This window comes from Flavobacterium sp. CSZ, from assembly GCF_015350725.1.
GTDB lineage: Bacteria > Bacteroidota > Bacteroidia > Flavobacteriales > Flavobacteriaceae > Flavobacterium.
Genome location: NZ_JADKPQ010000004.1, coordinates 131,927 through 151,915 on the forward strand (window position 1 = coordinate 131,927; position 19,989 = coordinate 151,915).

A 19,989-nucleotide genomic window follows, 5' to 3' on the forward strand; every position below is an offset into this window, starting at 1 on the left:
TTTACTTTCCAAAGAAAGAATTGGCAAATATAATTGATTACAGTCTCTAATAAAAAAGTGACGGTTAAATGATATTAACCACAGGCAAATCTTTCCAGATTATGAGGCCTTTTTTTCGTCTAAAATATACTTTATAAGAAAATAATGGTTATAAAGTTATAGATCTTTTCTAACTGAATCATCTTTTAGTTTTTAACACAAAAAATGTTTAATATTGCTTTTTTGATTCTCAACTCTTTCCATTAATGCCTGCTTATAGCGAATATGCTGATCATAATTTATTAGATCTTCTTAAGGAAGATGATCAGTTAGCGTATACAGAAATTTTTGAGCGGTATTGTAAAATTCTGGTCAATCACGCCTATAAAATGTTAGGTAATCAGGATGAAGCAAACGATGTTGTTCAGGAAGTGTTTTTATCCCTCTGGAACAAACGCTATGAATTAAACATTACCGGATCTCTTTCTTCTTATTTATATAAAGCCGTAAAAAACAAAATCCTAAATCATATTGCTCACGAAAAAGTGGTTTCGAATTATGCTGATTCCATTTCAAACTTTATTGAAAATGATTATGTTTTAGCAGATTCAAATCTTCGGGAAGAAGAATTAGAAGCTATTATTGCTAAAGAAATTGCTTTACTTCCGGAAAAAATGCGCGAAGTTTTTCTTCTGCGAAAGGTTGAAGAGCTTTCGTATGATGAAATTGCACTGCAACTTAATATTACCGATAAAACAGCCAAGCAGCAAGTCTATAATTCCCTTAAAATATTACGAGAAAAACTCAGGAATTTCATGAGTGTTTTTGTGATGTAACTATAGTATTGCCTTTTTGTTAATTTCTATATCAAAATCTAGGCATATCATCTTAATTGATAAAGAAAAAGTAATACTCTTCTTGCTTTGATAACGATATAGTAATCTTTTTTTAATTTTTTTCGTCATTTGCCTATGACAAAAGTGATTTATAACTGTCTTATTTAAAACGGGACAAAATTTCGTATTGTATTTATGAATGAAAATGAAATCTTAGCATTGCTAAAAAAATATCAGGAAGGCACTTTATCTAATGAAGATAAGGATAAAGTAGATGCTTGGTATTTACATAAAGCTTCTAATAACAATTTACAGCTTAACGAGTACGAGCTGGAAGATAGTTATCAACATCTGAAAGCAAATTTACCCTTAAAACAAGAAACAAAAGTAATTCGTATTTGGCCGCGTGTTGCTGTTGCTGCTTCGATCGCTGTATTATTGGGTACGGGAATATTTTATTTTACAAAAACAAAAGAGCAGCCTGTTCAGGTTGCTGAAAAACCACAGGAAATTGCTCCCGGGGGAAATAGAGGAATCCTGACACTTTCGAACGGGAAGCAAATTGTTCTGGCCGATATTTCGGCAAAAGATACAATTGCCAAAGAAGGTGAAGAAGATGAGGTTACCATAAAAATGGGGGCTAATGGCGTTATCACCTATATTATAAATCCAAATACTGATACTTCAAAAGCTGGTGCTAATTTATTCAATACACTTTCGACACCAACGGGAGGACAGTACAATATTGTTCTGGAAGATGGAACCAAAGTATATCTAAATGCAGTTTCATCGATTAAATATCCAACCCAGTTTAACGGAGACCAAAGAATCGTGGAACTTGACGGAGAGGCTTATTTTGAAGTCGCCAAAAATAAAAACAAACCCTTTATTGTAAAATCAGGTGATCAGGATATAGAAGTTCTTGGAACACATTTTAACGTACATGCTTATGATAATGAATCTGTTGTAAAAACGACTTTATTAGAAGGAAGTGTTGCGGTGAGTTATAAAAATCAAAAAGCCATTTTAAAACCGGGGCAACAATCTAATGTATCTGATAAGTTTACTAAGATTACCATTAAACAAGTCGATACCGAAGCTGCGATTGCGTGGAAAAATGGTCGTTTTAAATTTGATAATGCCGACTTAAAAACGGTTATGCGACAATTGGAACGCTGGTACGGAATTAAAGTAGAATACCGTGGCGATGTCTCGGATGTGCGATTTAACGGCGGTACGTTTATGAATAAAAATTTGTCTGAAGTATTAAAAGTACTTGAGCTTAGTAATATAAAATTTAAGGTTGAAGGAAAAACGATTATTGTCTATCCCTGAATTTAAATTTACCCGAATATATTGAGACTATAAACTAAAAAACCAGAAGCAGTTGCGATGCTTCCGGTTTGTTTTAAAAGTTAATAGCCAATATAAGTTGTCTACCTATTGTTTAACTATAACCAAATGTAAATGTATGAAATTTAATTTACAACCAAAAAAACCTTACAAAAAAATCAGAAAAAGGAGTAGCAGCTCTGCTACTTATTTATGCGGCTTTAGTGCGATACTTATGCTTCTGTGCAGTTACAAAGGACAAGCACAAAACATCAGCATTAATTTTAAAGGTGCACCACTCGAAACAGTGTTGAAAGAAGTAGCAAAACAGGCCAATTACGAAGTTTTTTATACGCAGAAACTGCTAAAAGATTCGAAACCTGTAACTATTAATGTAAAGAATTCGAATGTAAAAGAAACGCTGAATCAGATTTTTAATTCTCAAAAATTAAAGTACACGATTACCAACCAAACCATTGTGGTAACGGCTGTAAAAGAAAAGGCGGAGAACTTGGGAAACGTATTAATCGATATCCGCGGAAAAGTATTAAACAATAAAAATGAACCTTTTCCCGGAGTAACGGTTGCTCTTTCAGGAACAAACAGAACCAGTATAACGGATTTTGACGGAAGTTTTGCTTTTGACAATGTACCGGAAAACGGCATTCTTGAATGTTCAGGATTAACTATTGAAAAGAAATCTTTTGGGATCACCGGGCGAACAGAACTAACACTGATTGTAGAAGACAAAGTAGCTGCAATGAAAGAAGTTGTAATTACGGGTTTTCAAACGCTAACCAGAAGTCATTCAACAGGAGCGATTGCAACAATTGACGAAAAAACCTTAAATGAAAACATCAATGCCGACTTATCTACTGCAATTGAAGGTCGTGTGGCAGGTTTGATGCTGCGAAAAAATCCAACCGGAGCTTCTGCAGATACACCAATTTTACGTGGTATGGGGACTTTTTCTTCAGTTGATGTTGGATACAGTCCGCTTTTAGTAATTGATGGTTTGCCAACAGAACTGACTTTAGAAGATATTAATCCTTATGATATCGAAAGTGTAAACGTTCTTAAAGATGCTGCGGCGGCCTCTATTTATGGTTCCAGAGCAGCAAACGGAATTATCGTTTTGACTACTAAAAAAGGAAATGGTAAATTAAAAGTAAGTATAAATTCCGATTTCTTTATTTCCACAAAGCCAAGTTTCAAGAATATGAATTATGCTTCGACAAGCGATTTGATCGATTATGAACAGGCGGTTTATAAGAGAGAAAGAGCTAGAGTTGCTGATACACAAACCATGTTCAATACGTATGGGGATATAGGCAGCAGTAACCCGAAGTATTACAGCCCTCTTTATCAGCTGAACAGAAATTTAGAAGAAGGAAAAATCAATAATGCAGATTACAACAGCACGCTGGATCAATGGAGGAAAAACGATTACTATAAAGATTATCGCGATAACGTATGGCAAAATGAGTTTAGACAGCGTTACAATATTGCCTTTTCAGGAAGTACAAGCAGACAGAATACGTATGTGTCATTTAATTATGATCAGGCAAAAGGGCGTGTAATAAATAACGAGAGCCGATCCTTTAACCTTTATGCAAAAAGCAGTTTTCAGTTAAACAACTGGTTAAATGCAACATTTGGAATAAACGCAACGTACAGTAATGATGATGTTACCGATCCTGATTACAACAGTTATGATATTCAAAAAAGATACGAACGCATTACAGATGATAATGGAAATCTTGTACTATCGCCTTTTGTGGCAATTAAAGATGGTTTTACTTCCAGCGGAGTCATTAATCCCGTTATGGCAGAAAAAATGGCAGGTTTAAGCGGTTTTAAACCAATGACTTTTAGTGTTTTAAATGCACTTCAGGAAGGTATCGAAAAACAAAATTCATTAAATTTAAGGGCCTTTGCAAATCTGCGTGCCAAGTTATGGAGAGGTTTAAGTGCAAGTACACAATTTCAGTACGAAACAACAAGAAACGATAACGAACAGTATTACGATGTTAACTCCTATAAAATGCGTTATGCCATTAATGCTTTAACGGCCTATAATTCTACAACGAACGCTTATACGTATGTAGAAGGTTTCTCTACAGGAGGACGATACGAGCAATTAAGCAGTAAGGCCAGCAATTATTCTTTTAGAAATCAATTAGATTATACTGAGGATTTTAGCGACGGCAAACATTCTATAAATGCACTGGCCGGTTTTGAAATGCGTGAAACTTTTGTTCCAAGATCGATCGAACAGTTAAGATACGGTTATGATCCTGTAACATTGAGTTCTGCCGTAATGAACAGCCTTGCACTTAGCCAGACAGGAACTCCAAGTTATATTTACGGAAACAACAGAACACTGGCAACAGTATCAAGATCGCAAAAAGAAATTTTACACCGTTATTTTTCTGTATTTAGTTCTGTTGGTTATACCTTTTTATCCAAATATAACGTAACAGGAAGTTATAGAGTAGACAGGGCAGATTTGTTTGGAGTTGATCCGAAATATAAAAACCGCCCTTTATGGTCTGCAGGTTTAGGTTGGAATGCCAGCAACGAAGAATTCATGAAAGAAATAAAATGGGTTACTGCACTTAAACTTAGATTAACGTATGGTGTTAACGGAAATATAGATCAGTCTACAACTCCATATGTAACGGCCACAAGAAGAAATGATAACTTATATCAATCGTTGCAATACACCAATATCACAGGGCAGCCCAATCCAATGTTGAGATGGGAAAAAACACAAAGCACAAACTTTGGTGTAGATTATAGTTTGTTTAGAGGTAAATTAAACGGAAGCATTGATGTCTATCGAAAATACAGCAGTGATTTATTAGCAACAACCGATTTAGATCCTACCGTTGGTGCATTGTCACGAAGAATAAATGCAGGTGCATTGATGAACAAAGGAGTGGAGTTTAGTATTGGTTCTGACTGGTACAATAATGGTAATTTCCGTATTGGTTCTAATCTAATTTTAGGTTTTAACAGAACGACTGTCGAAAAAGTTACAAGAGCACAATCCATTGCTTCTGTGTACGCCAGCTCGCCTCTGGATTACTTTTTAGAAAATGAAGTTTACAATAGCTTATATGCGTACAAATATGGAGGAACAGTGAATGGTTATCCTTATATTTTAGATGAAAACGGAAATCCATCGATGGCTTTTGATGCCAATGGTACTCCAATAGCAAACAGCTTAAAAACAGTTAACAGCACAGCTGCGTTGGTAAATAAAGGAAGTTTAACCCCAACTTATACCGGTTCGTTATCACAAAGATTTTCTTATAAACAATTTGATTTGAATTTGTTATTTGTTTTCTCAGGAGGAAATGTAATGCGTAAAGATGTTATGGATTTAAGTTCTGATGCAGTAAACAACGCAGGTATTGCAGATCGTTACACAGATGCAAACCCAAATGGAAATACACGTTTATTTGTAGATATTGATGAGGTTGCAAGAAATTATGCCATCACCATGAGCAGCCAATGGAGAAACTCAGATATAAATGTTATTGATGGCGATTACATCAAACTTAGAAACATTTCATTAGGTTATAATTTACCAAAATTGGTGGCTAATAAATTGAATATTGCATCGGCCAAATTTACTTTTCAAATGAACAATATTTGGTACTGGAGTGCTGCTGGAAATCGTATTGACCCTGAAGTTTATTCGGCTAATTCAGGTACACGTAATTTACCAATGCCAAAAACGTATTTATTTGGCTTTAACCTTACTCTTTAAAATATGAAACAGATATATAAAATAATGGCGTCGCTGCTTATTTTAAGTACGGCAGCCTGCGAAGATTATACAGACCTAACACCAAAAGGATCTTTAGTTATTGAAACAGCTGATCAGTTTCTTGAAACAGTATCGCTGCCAAACAGAGGATATCCTATTAATAACTTTCAGTATTTGTCTGACGACCAATGGATGAAAGAAGGGGATGTAATAGGAAAAACGCCCAACATCAATACGATCAATTTTACTTTTGATGAAACTACAGATCGGGTTTCTTTACTAAATACGTCTAGCTTTTACAACCAGGCTTACACCTATATTAACAGATGGAATACTATCATTTCGCTTGTCGATGATAGTAAAGGAGATGTAAGTACAAAGCAATTAGCAAAAGCAGAAGCCAAAATTTACAGAGCCTACGATCACTTTTTGCTGGTAAACACTTATGCAAAAGGATATGATCCTAAAACTGCTGCTACAGATGGAGGTATTTGTATCATGGATAAATTTGATCTGGAGGCACAGCCGGCAAAGTCTACTGTAGCACAAGTTTACGCATTTATTCAGAAGGATATAGACGAGGCTTTAGCGTATCTTCAAGAAAAACCAATGGATGTTTACCACCCGTCACTGGCATTTGCTTATGCATTTAAAGCTAAAGTTCATTTGTTTAAACGTGAAATTGCCAGTGCTAAGGAAGCCGCAGAAAAGTCATTAAGCTATAACAATAAAATATTTGATATGGTAGCTTATAACACACAAGGCGGACCAAATGTAGTTGCTGTACCGGCAGCAAATAATATAGAAGTATTGAGTTATATGTATATGACTGGTTATAATGAGATGAATTTTGCCTATCAATATATTATAAGTCCGGAGCTGAGAACTTTATTTGGGACAAACGATGCACGTTTTAATTTGTTTTTTAATACTACCAGCACAACAAATCTGGATCAGGGATCAAATACAGCGTATTGGGCAACGGTATATACAAAATTCTTTTATCCTACAGTGGGGATGAAAACTACTGAGGTTTATTTAATGCTGGCAGAATGTTACGCCAGAGAAGATAAATTTACTGAAGCAGTTAATGTTTTAAATACATTAAGAGCAAAACGTATTTTATCTGGAACTGTAAATTTAGCCGTTCCAACTACCAGAAAAGAAACGATGGATCTTGTAATAAACGAACGCAGAAAAGAATTGCTTTTGGGCTTTAATCGTTTTTTTGATTTAAAGCGGCTAAATACCGAAACAGAATATGCAAAAACAGTTACAAGAGTATTTCCAATCGTGAACAAAACCGTTCCTCAAAAAACGTATACGTTACAGCCTAATTCAAGATTATACATTATACCATTTCCTTTATCGGTGCTGCAAAAAAATCCAAAACTTACCTTAAATACCAACGAAACAGTTCCATTTTAAATTCTGATGAAAAAAATATTTATACTAATAATCATGCTGCTGGCCGGACAGCAGCATAGTTTTTCGCAAACTCCGGCAGAAAAAAAAGCAGACAGTACCAGTACCCAGCCAAAAGGTTTACAGCCCTATGAAAAAATAATCAAAGAAGGATCGAAAGAAAAATCAGGTCTTTTTACGGTGAATCAGGTAGATGCTAAATTTTACTTTCAAATTCCTGATAGTTTATTTAACAGATATATGCTGGTGGTAACCAGATATCTTTCTACTCCCGAAGGTATGGGGGTTTTTGGTGGAGAGAAAGCCAATGAGCAGACAATTTATTTTGAAAAAGGAGCGAACAATACTGTTTTTATAAGGTCATTGCAATACAAACAAGATGTCCGTAATCCCGATTCGATGTTGGCAAAAGCATTAGCGGGCAGTAATGAAAGCCCAATTGTTGCTGCTTTTCCAATAAAAACAACCAATCCCGTTACAGGAAATGTTGTTATTGATGTAACAGATGTTTTCAAAAAAGACAATCCAATGTTTTCTATTGAAAATAAAGAGAAAACAGAAAAAAAGCTAACCTCTCTTGCCGATGACAAATCTTTCATTGAGATGATAGATGCTTATCCTATTAACATTGAAATCAAAACAACAAAAACCTATACGAATTCAACAGCAAGCAGCGGAACGGTAACTTTGAGATTAAATACCTCGATTGTACTGCTTCCAAAAACACCAATGCGCAAACGTTTTGCCGATGAAAGGGTGGGTTATTTTGCTAACAAATATGTTTTGTTTGATGATGATGAACAGCGTGCTCAGACAAAATTTATTATTCAGCGCTATCGTCTGGAACCTAAAGACAAAGACATTAAAAAATACCTAAGCGGTCAGTTGGTTGAACCAAAAAAGCAAATCGTTTACTACATAGATCCTGCAACGCCAAAAAAATGGAGACCGTATTTAATTGCCGGAATCAACGACTGGCAAAAAGCTTTTGAAGCTGCAGGTTTTAAAAATGCGATTGTTGGAAAAGAATGGCCGGAAGATGACAAAACCATGAGTCTGGAAGATGCAAGATATTCTGTAGTGCGCTATTATGCATCAGAAACACCTAATGCTTACGGACCTCGTGTGAGCGATCCCAGAAGTGGAGAAATCATCGAGAGTCATGTAGGCTGGTATCATAATGTGATGAAATTGGTGCAAAGATGGTATATGATTCAGGTTGGACCTTTAGACCCAAGAGCCAGAAAAATGCATTTAGATGATGAGGTTATGGGGCAGTTAATTCGTTTTGTTTCTTCGCATGAAATTGGGCATACGATTGGTTTACGCCACAATATGGGAGCCAGCAGCGCTACGCCGGTAGAAAAACTCAGAGATAAAAAATGGGTGGAAGCAAATGGACATACGGTTTCTATAATGGATTATGCGCGCCTTAATTATGTGGCACAGCCAGAAGATAATATAAGTCCGGAGGGAATTTATCCGCGTATTGGAATCTATGATAAATGGGCCGTGAAGTGGGGGTATAGCTATTTTCCAAAAACGGAGGATGAATTTGAAGAAGAAAAAATACTAAGCAAAATGACTACGGATAGTTTGACTGCTAATCCTAAATTATGGTTTGGAGGAGAAGGAAAAGACGAAGATCCCCGCAGTCAGACAGAAGACCTTGGTGATGATGCAGTAGCGGCCAGCGATTACGGTATTAAAAACCTAAAACGTGTAGTACCAAATCTTATTCAGTGGACCTATCAGCCTAACGATGCTTATGATAATTTATCAGATATGCATAAAGCCGTTGTCAAACAATATGGTTTGTATTTGTATCATGTGTTAAAATATATTGGTAATAACTACGTAACCAAAAGAACCGTTGATGAAAAAGGAGTCGTATATCAGCCAGTTCCAAAAGCAAAAATAAAAGCAGCTGTTGATTATGTGGGAAGACAATTGTTTGTTGCACCGCTTTGGATGTATCCAAAAGAAATCGATCAGTTGATTCCTTTAAAAACAGAAGATCAGATAGCAGACCAGCAAAACCAAATCTTGAATATGTTGTTAAGTTCCGGTATTCTTTACAATATCAGCCTTAAAGCAATGCAGTTTGAAGGAGCTTATACCGTTCCTGAGTTTTTAAACGATATGCAGCAAACAGTTTGGGTAAATTTTAGCGGTAACGAAAAATTAGATTATTACAGAAGAGGTTTGCAGCGCGGTTATATCGAAAAACTTAGTATGCTTTTATTGCCTAAGGAAACAGAACCTGGTAAAGCTTTAAATGCAGCACAGCGAAGTGATGTAAGATTGTATGCCAAACAGCATATTTTAAAATTAAGAACTGATGTTACCAAATTAATGAATGGAACAACAGGATTAAACAAAGATCATTACGAAGGTATTTTGATCGAAATGGATAAAATTATTTCAAAATTAAACAAAACCGATATATGAAAAAGATAGTAGTTATAGCATTTATTTTCTTAAGCACTTTGACGCAGGCACAGTTGACATCAAAAGAAGAAGTAGCGCCTGAACTGGTAGAAAAACGTGAGGCTCAAAAAAAGGAAATCACAAACAATTATTTGGCTTTAAAAAATAATCTTTTGGTCTCAGATAGTATGGCCGTTGTAAAAAGTGCTGCTTTATTGCAGCAATCGTTAAAGAATTTCAGGTTTAAAAAACTCAATCTTGAACAAATGAATGAGGCTACTACAAAAAGAAAGGAAATCATAAACCTTGTAGCGGAAGTTGAAGCCACTAAAAACATCAATAAGCAGCGTAAAATTTTTGAAACATTATCTGCTAAATTTTGGGATCTGGCGCCCAAATTCAAGGTGACTGATAATACATTATACTTTCAGGTTTGCCCAATGACCAATGCGGTGTGGGTAAGTGATAGCAAGGAAATCAAAAATCCGTATTACCCAAAAAACATGCTGACTTGCGGTGCAGTAAAAGCAAGTTTATAAAAGTGAATTTGAATTAGTCTGGCAACATACGGTTTTCTGAAAAGAAGCCGTATTTGTCTTTTTTAGATAAAACGGTTTGACCGGAGTTGAAATAGAGGTAGTGGTTTATTGCTTTTGTCAAATAGGAGATAAACATTGCAATTAATAAAAAAGCCTGTAAACAATAAGTTTACAGGCTTTTTTGTGGACATGATGGGATTACAATCGAACACCTAATTCCTATTTTGATGTTTATTGATAAGCTCGGAAAAATGCCTTAAAGCCTTATTTTAAAAAAGGTTTTTAGAAAATGATATTGTGTTAGAATTTATGCTCATTTTTCTATATTGAATATTTTTTTGAGAAAATTGATCTTTTTATACAAAATGGTTTGATCCAAGAATAGCACAAGGTGTTCGACAGTTGAACACATGTTCGGGCCTAATTATAATTGAAAAGTTCAGTTTTTTTTTATTTTAAGTTCAGCGATGTTAGTTCTAATTTTTTTTTTTGATAGCATTAATTTTACTTCGACTTTTTTTCAGTGAATGGCTATTTCAAATAATTTCACGTGGAGTCGGAAGATAAAAAAGGCAGATATAGACATTATCTTTGAGTAAAGATAACGAAGAAGGGAGATGATAAAAAACGGACAGATGATGTGGTGTATAAGCAAATTTCGAGGACATTACCCGAAGAAGAAATCCAGGATATGTCGGACTGAAAAAACAATTAATGGGCATTTTCAAAGCACGCGCAATGGATAATGTATTTTAAGTTGACAGTACATTATGTAGTCCCAACTCTAGTCAGCTTAATATCCTATTTCTATTGATTGCAAATTTTTTTTATGATCTTTAAAATCGTCTTGTTTTTTGTGGTAGAAAAAGTGCGAAGTCTATTTCTCGGCTCAAGTAAAATTTCAAACAAAAAATTACTGGATTTTTAATATCGCAAGACGATAATTAGAAAATAAAATTCCAATAAAATTTTCATTTGTAACGCGCGGTACAGTGATTTTTTTTTAAGTTTATCCCTATAATTTCTAAAAACTAACTTTATGAATAAAAAAGTCAAAAGATTGATAAACAGTCTGAATTATTACTTTGACTGCGCACATCACTTATCGAAGAACAATCGAAGTGTACATGCTCTTTACCTAATGTTGCTTTATAATTCAAAAAGATACAAAGAGAGTATCAGGCTGATACAAAATGCCGCGTCCAGAAGAGTAAAGATCGATAAAAGAGAGCTCGTGGCCGTGAGTATTGGTGCAAAGTCTAATAAAGTAGGCGTATTCGGTACATCTCATGTAAGGTTTCAAGAGTCTGATTTCGAAAAAAAGCTTGCTGCCGCATTGAAGACGATTGGAGTAATAGGGGACGATAGCATCTTACAGGGAACTTATAATATAGTAGGCAAGTGCGCTGAAGCTAAAGCAGCAAATAATGCACTACGTAGAGATAAAAAAGCTTCTTTAAATGCTATTCAGTTTACATCTGCCATCAGGCCCAGAACTTCTGAAAAACAATCACGATGTATAAACTGTATAGCTGTCTTTGGAAATGAGTAAGTTGAAAAACAATTCAGAAGACTTTGATTTAGATCTTTTTTTTTCAGAACGGTATATTAAAGTTCATTTGGCTACAGCAGGAGCTAGGGTCCCAGATCGAATATTTTTTGATGACAGCCACAGTGATTTTCGAAGGTTTATTAACAGTGCTGAAAATAAATATGAATTTGAGTATCGTATTAATCCGGAATTAGACAAAATTCTAGAACAAAAATTTGTTAGACAGGGTATTGACCCAAAGAGTTTCGATAGAAAATCTTATCTAGCAGATTTTGAACATTTTGCAAAAAAAGGAATTTTTTCCTTTGACAGGACTAACATTTCTGATGCATCAGACTATAATTTTCATCTTGTGGCATATCCTGTTCTTGATGGAAGATATAAAGAGTACTATTTTCATTTTTTATCCAGCAAAGGACTCCTTGATCGTGCTAAAATGTTAACGGACTATAGAGTATTTGAAAAATGGTGGGATAATGCGGACATTAGAGATATGCTAAAAATTGATAGTTTTTTTTATTTTTTTGAATATAGATTGATGCATGACATTATAGAAGATGACAACAATTATTTAAGAGTTATAGAATGGGTTACTAATTCGGATTTTCTTCTTTCGCTTCGTAATACAGTTCGTAAGTAGTCGTATTTTTCGAATAATCTGAAATCGATGTCACCGGCCTTCACTACTGCAATATGCCTTTGGAGACTGAAATAATTCAAAATTCATTTATCTTTTTAATAGAGGAAATAAAAAAAGTAACGAGTAAAAATTTTAGAAATTAATAAGCGTAATAAACTCTAAACAAATGAATATTGAACCCAAATTACTTGAGATAAGAAAAATTGCAAGAGAACTTGGGAAGCATGTTATGAGAAAATTATTTGATGATTATCTGACAGGGTGGATAGATAAAATCAGAATTCCTTCCTGCTCGTTTTGTGGTGGAGAAGAAAATTTAACTAAGGAACATATCATTCCAAAGTGGGTATTTGAGAGTAATCCGAAAAAAACATTCAAATCTGATGTCAACGAACTTGATCAAGCCTATATTAAGGCAACAATTCCTTTGTGTGCCAAATGTAATTCTGAGTTGTTTAATACTGTTGAGAGGGAGGTTCAAAAGATCATTGGGAATGTAGATTTAAAGAAAACGTATTACAGTCCTGACGATTGGTTGATTATAATAAGATGGCTGGAAATTATTGATTTTAAATTTCAAGTGTGGGATTTATGTACAGAATTCAAGAGACATAAAAAATCTGAATACATTCCGTTTTTATCTGATTTTTCAATTGCATTTATGCGTGATGGTTCTGTTAGAACAGTTACTACAAAAACTAGAAAATCATTGAAAAGAATTGGAACCAAGGACAAGTCAAAAAGAATTTCTCAGTTAGTTGTTGGTACAACAAAAAATACATCTTTTCATTATATGCATAGATCGGGCGACTTCATCTTTCTTGAAATTCCATTATACAATAAATTTTTTTTTTATTTTTATGAGAAAGAGTTTAAAAGTGAGAAGCAAGTGAGCAGAGAAGCTATGAAGATTATTAGTTCTAATTATGATTAATATAAAAAGTTACTAATTTCACGACTGATTAGTTCAAAACCACAAAATGAGACAGATTGGTTTGAACGACTATAAGTTTGGATTGACTGAAGCGCCGGTCACATCTTCTTCTATATTTTGAATAATAATAAGTCCAATATGAACTCCTTCTTCGAGGTTTTCTTTGTGCTTTATAAAGACGCTTATACTGAATGCTAAGATGTCATTGCCTACTTTTTTGTAGAATAAAGAGTAAATTCTTTTTTTTGTTACTATATCATAGTTCGCAATAAAATAAATCAAAACTGCTGATAAAAAAATATTTTGCCCTAGTGAATCATGCCACCACCAATTTATCACGACGTTACTAAAAATAGTTGTATATAGAAAATTTGCAATAGGAAATTTTAAACCAAGAATTAAAAGTAAAAAATCTATTATCATAATAAAAGAAATCATTAAAACGGTCAGTGTAACGGCATATGCGGCTAATGTTTTTAGAAACGTAATTGAAAAATTTAATAAAGTAATGCCTTCAAAAAACGACTTAAAATCCGTTTTACCTGTAAAAAATGCTGCAAGTGCAATGATAACTGTTATCAATGCCCAAAAGTCTGTTATTCTCTTTGCAAATATTTGATCCTGTTTCTTTTTAATCATAAATAGTAGTTTTGACCTGTGTGACTTATAGATTACAGTGTAATGAATTGATTTTCAGTATATTTTTTTTGAAATTCAATTACTTTACAGTGCTTTTAAACTAGATTATACTCAGATTTAGAATATTTTTATAGACGTCCGTTCTCTTTGAACCGTTCATTCAGGACTTGCAATCTTTCTAGAAGCATATCATAGTTAAGGGTTGTACCATAAAACATATTTTCCCTCATTTCCGCATAGTCCTGCCTCCATGCATTGTCTACCTCTGCAGGGGGTAAAAATGATAAGGTAGAGTGAGTATGCTCGTCATAGGTGATGCCTCGTACTGCTGTATACTTCTGGCGGAATTCTACTATGGTGTGAAATAATTCTTTATCCTGAACCGCTGAAAGTCCGAAGTCGTGATCCATAACTCTTTCCAGATCATAAAGATGACGTGTAAGTCTTTGATGTCTTATTTTTTCTGTTGGTTTGCGAAATTCCTCATGTAGCAGGAAGACTTTCTCTAAAAAAGTTCTCGATGGCAGCACTACATTAGCCTCGAATAATGGAATATTAAAGGACTGATCAGGAAATGTTTCATCTACAATAGAGGATATAGGTCTCATTTCTGTCGGTTCAGTAAGCGATCTGGCTCCAATTTCGATGAGAATTCTTTGCTGCAGGTAGGGTGATCCCTGAGTAATTACAGGTTTATAGATTAATTCAATGGAATGTGGATCGCTGGTGTCGTCTATATTTTCATCTGTATGCAGGGTATACAAAGTGTCAGGGATGCCTAAATTTCGTAACTGAGATGCCAGTTCGTCTTTGAAATCTGAAATTATAAAAGAGCCGGATGCTTTCCGGAGTTTTTTGATGCCGCTTTTTGTAAGTTCTCCTGAAAAACCAAGATAAGCTCTGTCTACAGCCAGATCGATATCTTCGGAGAAACGTTCAATAAGGTTATATGCTTTACTTAATGAAGTTCCACCTTTGAATATTAAATGCTTCGCTAGTTTGGAGGTGAAAATAGCGTTTAATGTGACAGTGACCCACCAGTCTTTTTCTACTGCATAAGCGGGGAGGCCTTTTTGTGCAGCCGCTTCATTAAAAAGACCAGCTTTTTGTTCATCCGATAGTGAGAGCCAAGTATTTATCATAAGCGTTGGTTTTCTGGTAATGCTGCTTTCATGATGGTGCGGATCCATTCTGGGGCTAGACGTATATCATTGCGCAACCGTTCACTATTTTCTTTTTTTAGTATTTCAATTACTTTTGAGATTTCTGTCTCGTTGAGTTGATCTTTTCCCAATGTTTTAAGTCCTTGGATTACCAATCCACTTATTTCGCCGATAGCAGCTAAATTTTTAGGTGCCGTTTTTTTAAATAGTATTGTTCTTTTTCCAATCATAATTTTCCTAGCCACACCATCGGTTAGGTAAACTGCATTCATTGGTATTTGTGTTGACAATCCAAGAATATTTAGAGAATATACACCTGTTGGGATAATCCTTGCACGGTCACGTCTGGCTATTGCTTTTGCTATAGTTTCTGTTGAAGGGGTTAGGGGAATACCAAGTGTTTTGTTTATTTCCGGTCGGGTATAAATACCTCTGGCAACCCGCATTATTTCGTTTTTCTCAACAAGCCTCTCCAATGTTTTGCTAACAGCTTTTGCATTTCCAAAACGAAGAAAATCATCCGTAAAAAACACGGACCCCCTCTTGGATTTTTTTACCTTGTCAAGTACTTTGTTTTCAATGCTTTCCGACATTTTTTAGGTTTGATTTTGTCGCAAATATAGTAAATATTTGCGACAATTATATAAGTTTTTAAGTTTGTTATAAATGTGATGAAAAGTGCGCTTCTGATTTATTTTAGAGTAAAATATAAATACAGATTTAAGGAGATAAATTAGTGAAGAAGTAGGATTTTACACGATCACTTAAAGTTTACAAAGACGGAGTCTTTGTAAACTTTAAGTGATCAGTCACTAAGTGGGTTCACAAGATCTTTTATTTAAACACTTTAAAGGATATAACCTTAAATTTTGTTAAATAAAAGATCTTGTGAACCCACTTAGGCAAAGTTAGTCTTTTTTTTTGACAAAGTCAAGTCCGGATAAGCTGAATATTTTACTTGAATTCATAGAAAAACGATATTTTATTTGTTTTTCTTTCTATTTTTACATGGAGGGTTAATTTTGATACAACACACAAGGCTAGTTCTATTGCGAGTTTATTTTTAGAGGTTGAGGTCTTATCAAAATTAATTTTTTTTACGATCTACATTGTCGTAAATAAAATAGATTGAACAAGGAATGTTCATCATTTTTAATGTATTAACAGCTCTTAGTAAACTAATTCTTGAAAATATAGGTAATTTGCTTGATTTGCCGATAGGGTCCTTTTTAGTGATAATCCCATAAGTTACACTGAATTCACCTTTGTCAATTAAATTATCAAATTTATTATCATTAACAAGTTTTTTTAATTTTTCTTTCGATTTTTCTTCCATTCTAAGCAATTCAATTGAATTTACTCCTTGATTGAACAAATGGCTTAGACTTGAAGAACGAGTTGAAATCTTTATGTGAATTAGGTTTACTTTATTTTCAAAGATAGTAATTAAATCGCAAGGCTCTATTTGGGTTTGTCTATTAAGCGAAATGTTTTTTTTATCTAAACATATTACAGTTGCGTTTGCATCTTTTACGGATTCATTATAATCATCCTCCCTTTGGGAATCGCAGGGATGTAATAATGAGTGTGAATTTAAAAAGTAAGGGTTAAGCGCATTTTCTAATTTTATGATATATTCTTTATCAATTAAGTACCATTCTCCTTCAGTTAAATGATAAGTTAAGCCTTTGATTTTGCAATCATATAAAAAACATTTATAGATACTATATTGTTTTATCTGGAGACCATTTTCATCAATAATAGTCATATGATGATTATAAAAAATATCAATATCATTAATTTGAGTTACATTTCGTTCTTCCAAATATGCTCTATAATCGGCTATGTATACGTCATAATATTCAGAATTAGTTTTGCCTGCACCATTGAACTTAATTTTAAAAGATGTTAAATAATCGATGATTTCTGGAATCGACAGTACTAAATCTACTGGTGCGTTTTCAAAAGCTGCTAATAGGTTTTGGTTAAGTTCATTGATTTTGTCTGGATCTCTAACAGGAACTATATTTTGGATATCTGGAAAAGATTGAATAAAATCGGTTTTGTTGTATATTTCAATAATCTCTCTGCATAAATTTATAATCTCTTCTGCTGGTAAATTTGAAGAAATTCGTAGACTACTAGCACCAGTAACATTTCTAAATAAATCAAAGTATTCTGGCTTTACAGCACCAGTTAATTTTTTTATTATGTTTTCATCATGTCTAATATCAAAAAAGTTTAGACTCGATTCTGTTGGACTTTGTACTCTTTGTCTTTTTGCATTTTCAGGTTGTAATATATCAGTAGATTTAATTTTATCAGGATCAAGTGCATTTAGTGTTGTTTTTAATCCAAAATCATAATGATAACTATTATCTTTTAATTGATGATAAGTAATACCAAATGTCAATACAATCCAATTATTATCTACAGGGAGAAAGATAAGGCTTCCTTTTTGCATTTGATATAAGTCTATATGTATTCCCCAGTAATTTTTCCACCATGGAGGGCTTCCTGGAGTATTAGATAAATACATAATTGAATTATCAGGAAGATTTGTGTTCTCTTCTTCTAATAACTGTAGATTGTGACCATCTTTCAATGCATTTTCTGGAGTAAATATATCTTTTAATAGATAAATTGAGAAACCTCTACTTTTTGCCATATTGAATTTTGATTGTTTTTAATTGAACTTAAACAATAAAAGCAAATATTAGTATTTAATTTCTTGCTTCTTTACGGAAAACCATAATTTATAGACCTATTTGTTCTTACCAAAGTTACATAAACTAGCAAGTATAAATACTTGTTTTTAAAACAACATTATTCTTTTGGGCGAAGTGATTTTTAATTTTAAAATCATTTTTCTTTAACTATTAATTTAAATTGGTTTTTAAATTTTGGATAAAAGTTTTTCAATTTGGATTTAATAGAACAGTCATGAAATCAAAATCTAGAAAATCTTCAAAAAGGATTCAAGAGAAAATAAAGAAAGAAAAGCAGCATGCCGCTATAATTGATTGGTTTGTTAGAATTATTATTGCTCGTACTTTAAAAGAGTTTTATGAAAAAAATGAAGCTGTTTCAAAAGATGAGGTGTAATATTTAATAACTTAAATAATGTGTAATGAAAAAAGCTACTCAGTTGAACACTTTGTTAACTTGTTGTTTTATAAGTGATTAATGTGTTCGATTCCCGCAGACTCATTTTTTGTTTTTAATACTTTCGATGATTTTAAAAATAACATTTGTTAAAAGAATGAGAATTGTAGTGATTGAAGGATGAAAAAATGAATGTTTTTTGAGAATAAAATAAAAAAGGAAGGTGTTCGACACCTTCCTTTTTGTGGAGTCGCCGGGAATCGAAAACTGAAACATGTAACTTTTGAATTATAAACCATTGGATTTATTGACTTTACAAACAAATTAAAATGTAGTAATATTAGTTTTTGTTCACTTTTTTGTTCATTGTTTTACCAGTTTGATTTTGGTGATTTTATCTTGAAGATGTTTAAAAAATATTCATTTAAACAGTTTAGATTTTTATTATTCTGTCCGTTTTGCTTTATTTCACTATCGTTTTTTAGTGCGTACATTTCAAGCTTTGTAGTTGTGCTATTTCCAAAATTTAGGTTGTCGTTAAATATAATATTAGAAACAACAACTCTGTACTTATCGTCCTTTGATTCAATTCTAAAATTAAAATTAAATGGTAATCGTGAGTAAATTGAAATTCCGCTACAGGAAATTGTTTGGTTTTTTGATATCCCAAAATTATCATTTTTGAAATCCAATATAAGATTGTCTTTTAATAAAGAAATGTTCTCCCCTGGTTTTAATTCAAAAACATAACTCCATTCTATTGATTTGTTTTCAAGTGAAAAGTTATTGTTGTTCTGTGCGAAATTTGAGATTGAAATAAAGAGTAAAAAAATGTGAATCTTTTTCATATTTAAAATTTTGATTATTCAAATATAAGAATTTTCTACAAGTTGTTAGCGTGGTTGTGTTTTGCGGATCTAATAATGTCGATTTTTTCCTTTAAAAGTTTTATTATTTCGTAATGATGTTTTATCTGATCTTCAATCTCAGTTATTTTTTTATCATAACCAGTTAGATTTTGGTATTCTGTATTGTGAATTTTTGTTGCAATATTGTGTTCGCTAAATATTAAAATGTTCTCTAAAAGTGCGTTTTTTGACTCAGGTATTACTTTTCCTTTTTCATAATTAAGAATAGTATTCTTACTTACACCTATCAATTGTGCTAATGCTTCTTGTGTTAATCCCTTTTTTACTCTATATTCTTTTATTTCTAATCCGTTCATTTTAAGTTAGTTATGTTTTATTTTTGTTTTTAATGTTAAATATTGTGATTCGTATTGTGATTAATCACAATATTGTGATTATATTTGTCTTGTCAAGTGATCGCAATAACTATTACAATATACATGCCAAGTTTGACAAGACAAACACAAATATATGAAAAATGCAATATTAATAGAGCCGGTTGATGAAGAAATGACGTTGCTGGCTAATGCTGTTTTGATCTTAAATAACTATAAAGCAGCAGGTTTCGAAAATCGATCAGCTTTTGTTGAGCTTGTTATGGGTGAAGATAAATCTTATCACACGCCAAAAGGAATGACGCTTTTAAATAATTTTTGGGCTTGTCGTGTTAAGAATAAAGAATTGAATGACGATTTAAGTAGGATTTTGGAAAAATTGAAAATTTCATAA

The 19,989-nt window shown here is 33.2% G+C and carries 17 protein-coding genes; 11 read left to right on the forward strand and 6 right to left on the reverse strand.

All coding sequences use genetic code 11. From position 1 onward, the window contains the following. The first annotated feature begins 245 nt into the window (after positions 1-245). The 9 genes from IRZ78_RS06100 (at position 246) to IRZ78_RS06140 (ending at position 13,445) form a co-directional block, all read left to right on the forward strand. The gene (locus IRZ78_RS06100; protein ID WP_194615680.1) at positions 246-815 is read left to right on the forward strand and encodes an RNA polymerase sigma-70 factor; all 570 of its coding nucleotides are present in this window, start codon (positions 246-248) and stop codon (positions 813-815) included. A 195-nt stretch (positions 816-1,010) separates the two neighbouring features. After that, positions 1,011-2,150, forward strand: coding sequence for a FecR family protein (locus IRZ78_RS06105; protein ID WP_194615681.1), 1,140 nt, complete (start codon positions 1,011-1,013; stop codon positions 2,148-2,150). 136 nt (positions 2,151-2,286) lie between these two features. Next, entirely contained in the window at positions 2,287-5,925 is a 3,639-nt protein-coding gene (locus IRZ78_RS06110; RefSeq protein ID WP_194615682.1) for a SusC/RagA family TonB-linked outer membrane protein, read from the forward strand. A gap of 3 nt (positions 5,926-5,928) precedes the next feature. Further along, positions 5,929-7,353 carry a RagB/SusD family nutrient uptake outer membrane protein gene (locus tag IRZ78_RS06115; RefSeq protein WP_194615683.1) on the forward strand — a complete coding sequence of 475 codons (1,425 nt, stop codon included), beginning with the start codon at positions 5,929-5,931 and terminating at the stop codon, positions 7,351-7,353. A 6-nt stretch (positions 7,354-7,359) separates the two neighbouring features. Continuing rightward, a complete protein-coding gene (locus IRZ78_RS06120; RefSeq protein ID WP_194615684.1) occupies positions 7,360-9,801 on the forward strand; it encodes a zinc-dependent metalloprotease in 2,442 nt (813 codons plus the stop codon). Further along, positions 9,798-10,319 (forward strand): DUF3347 domain-containing protein, encoded by a 522-nt coding sequence (locus IRZ78_RS06125; protein WP_194615685.1) that lies wholly within the window; start codon positions 9,798-9,800, stop codon positions 10,317-10,319. The genes IRZ78_RS06120 and IRZ78_RS06125 overlap by 4 nt, the downstream gene beginning before the upstream one ends. 1,039 nt (positions 10,320-11,358) lie before the next feature. After that, positions 11,359-11,871: a hypothetical protein gene (locus IRZ78_RS06130; protein WP_194615686.1), complete on the forward strand. Its 513-nt coding sequence runs from the start codon at positions 11,359-11,361 to the stop codon at positions 11,869-11,871. Next, positions 11,864-12,511: a hypothetical protein gene (locus tag IRZ78_RS06135; protein ID WP_194615687.1), complete on the forward strand. Its 648-nt coding sequence runs from the start codon at positions 11,864-11,866 to the stop codon at positions 12,509-12,511. The genes IRZ78_RS06130 and IRZ78_RS06135 overlap by 8 nt, the downstream gene beginning before the upstream one ends. Positions 12,512-12,677: 166 nt before the next feature. After that, positions 12,678-13,445, forward strand: a complete 768-nt coding sequence (locus IRZ78_RS06140) for a hypothetical protein (RefSeq protein ID WP_194615688.1) — start codon at positions 12,678-12,680, stop codon at positions 13,443-13,445. Positions 13,446-13,514: 69 nt separating this feature from the next. Here the strand turns inward: IRZ78_RS06140 and IRZ78_RS06145 are convergent, their stop codons facing one another. From IRZ78_RS06145 to IRZ78_RS06160, 4 genes are all read right to left on the reverse strand, one after another. After that, entirely contained in the window at positions 13,515-14,084 is a 570-nt protein-coding gene (locus IRZ78_RS06145) for a hypothetical protein (protein WP_194615689.1), read from the reverse strand. A 128-nt stretch (positions 14,085-14,212) separates the two neighbouring features. Continuing rightward, positions 14,213-15,226, reverse strand: a complete 1,014-nt coding sequence (locus tag IRZ78_RS06150; RefSeq protein WP_194615690.1) for a nucleotidyl transferase AbiEii/AbiGii toxin family protein — start codon at positions 15,224-15,226, stop codon at positions 14,213-14,215. Beyond that, positions 15,223-15,840: a DUF6088 family protein gene (locus tag IRZ78_RS06155; protein WP_194615691.1), complete on the reverse strand. Its 618-nt coding sequence runs from the start codon at positions 15,838-15,840 to the stop codon at positions 15,223-15,225. The genes IRZ78_RS06150 and IRZ78_RS06155 overlap by 4 nt, the downstream gene beginning before the upstream one ends. Before the next feature lie 494 nt (positions 15,841-16,334). Then, positions 16,335-17,915, reverse strand: a complete 1,581-nt coding sequence (locus tag IRZ78_RS06160; RefSeq protein ID WP_194615692.1) for a DUF6119 family protein — start codon at positions 17,913-17,915, stop codon at positions 16,335-16,337. A gap of 275 nt (positions 17,916-18,190) precedes the next feature. Here IRZ78_RS06160 and IRZ78_RS06165 point away from each other — a divergent pair, with 275 nt between their 5' ends. Then, positions 18,191-18,352, forward strand: a complete 162-nt coding sequence (locus tag IRZ78_RS06165; RefSeq protein WP_194615693.1) for a hypothetical protein — start codon at positions 18,191-18,193, stop codon at positions 18,350-18,352. A gap of 371 nt (positions 18,353-18,723) precedes the next feature. Here the strand turns inward: IRZ78_RS06165 and IRZ78_RS06170 are convergent, their stop codons facing one another. Both IRZ78_RS06170 and IRZ78_RS06175 read right to left on the reverse strand, forming a co-directional pair. Continuing rightward, positions 18,724-19,200 carry a hypothetical protein gene (locus IRZ78_RS06170; protein WP_194615694.1) on the reverse strand — a complete coding sequence of 159 codons (477 nt, stop codon included), beginning with the start codon at positions 19,198-19,200 and terminating at the stop codon, positions 18,724-18,726. 35 nt (positions 19,201-19,235) lie between these two features. Continuing rightward, entirely contained in the window at positions 19,236-19,577 is a 342-nt protein-coding gene (locus IRZ78_RS06175; protein ID WP_194615695.1) for a helix-turn-helix domain-containing protein, read from the reverse strand. A gap of 154 nt (positions 19,578-19,731) precedes the next feature. On the opposite strand from IRZ78_RS06175, the gene IRZ78_RS06180 reads away from it, so the two are divergent. Further along, positions 19,732-19,989 (forward strand): hypothetical protein, encoded by a 258-nt coding sequence (locus IRZ78_RS06180; protein ID WP_194615696.1) that lies wholly within the window; start codon positions 19,732-19,734, stop codon positions 19,987-19,989.

What these genes read in the sequence shown, in the direction of transcription:
- IRZ78_RS06100 (WP_194615680.1), top strand. Translation starts at nt 246, where the DNA reads ATGCCTGCTTATAGCGAATATGCTGATCATAATTTATTAGATCTTCTT.
- IRZ78_RS06105 (WP_194615681.1), top strand. Translation starts at nt 1,011, where the DNA reads ATGAATGAAAATGAAATCTTAGCATTGCTAAAAAAATATCAGGAAGGC.
- IRZ78_RS06110 (WP_194615682.1), top strand. Translation starts at nt 2,287, where the DNA reads ATGAAATTTAATTTACAACCAAAAAAACCTTACAAAAAAATCAGAAAA.
- IRZ78_RS06115 (WP_194615683.1), top strand. Translation starts at nt 5,929, where the DNA reads ATGAAACAGATATATAAAATAATGGCGTCGCTGCTTATTTTAAGTACG.
- IRZ78_RS06120 (WP_194615684.1), top strand. Translation starts at nt 7,360, where the DNA reads ATGAAAAAAATATTTATACTAATAATCATGCTGCTGGCCGGACAGCAG.
- IRZ78_RS06125 (WP_194615685.1), top strand. Translation starts at nt 9,798, where the DNA reads ATGAAAAAGATAGTAGTTATAGCATTTATTTTCTTAAGCACTTTGACG.
- IRZ78_RS06130 (WP_194615686.1), top strand. Translation starts at nt 11,359, where the DNA reads ATGAATAAAAAAGTCAAAAGATTGATAAACAGTCTGAATTATTACTTT.
- IRZ78_RS06135 (WP_194615687.1), top strand. Translation starts at nt 11,864, where the DNA reads ATGAGTAAGTTGAAAAACAATTCAGAAGACTTTGATTTAGATCTTTTT.
- IRZ78_RS06140 (WP_194615688.1), top strand. Translation starts at nt 12,678, where the DNA reads ATGAATATTGAACCCAAATTACTTGAGATAAGAAAAATTGCAAGAGAA.
- IRZ78_RS06145 (WP_194615689.1), bottom strand. Translation starts at nt 14,084, where the DNA reads ATGATTAAAAAGAAACAGGATCAAATATTTGCAAAGAGAATAACAGAC.
- IRZ78_RS06150 (WP_194615690.1), bottom strand. Translation starts at nt 15,226, where the DNA reads ATGATAAATACTTGGCTCTCACTATCGGATGAACAAAAAGCTGGTCTT.
- IRZ78_RS06155 (WP_194615691.1), bottom strand. Translation starts at nt 15,840, where the DNA reads ATGTCGGAAAGCATTGAAAACAAAGTACTTGACAAGGTAAAAAAATCC.
- IRZ78_RS06160 (WP_194615692.1), bottom strand. Translation starts at nt 17,915, where the DNA reads ATGGCAAAAAGTAGAGGTTTCTCAATTTATCTATTAAAAGATATATTT.
- IRZ78_RS06165 (WP_194615693.1), top strand. Translation starts at nt 18,191, where the DNA reads ATGAAATCAAAATCTAGAAAATCTTCAAAAAGGATTCAAGAGAAAATA.
- IRZ78_RS06170 (WP_194615694.1), bottom strand. Translation starts at nt 19,200, where the DNA reads ATGAAAAAGATTCACATTTTTTTACTCTTTATTTCAATCTCAAATTTC.
- IRZ78_RS06175 (WP_194615695.1), bottom strand. Translation starts at nt 19,577, where the DNA reads ATGAACGGATTAGAAATAAAAGAATATAGAGTAAAAAAGGGATTAACA.
- IRZ78_RS06180 (WP_194615696.1), top strand. Translation starts at nt 19,732, where the DNA reads ATGAAAAATGCAATATTAATAGAGCCGGTTGATGAAGAAATGACGTTG.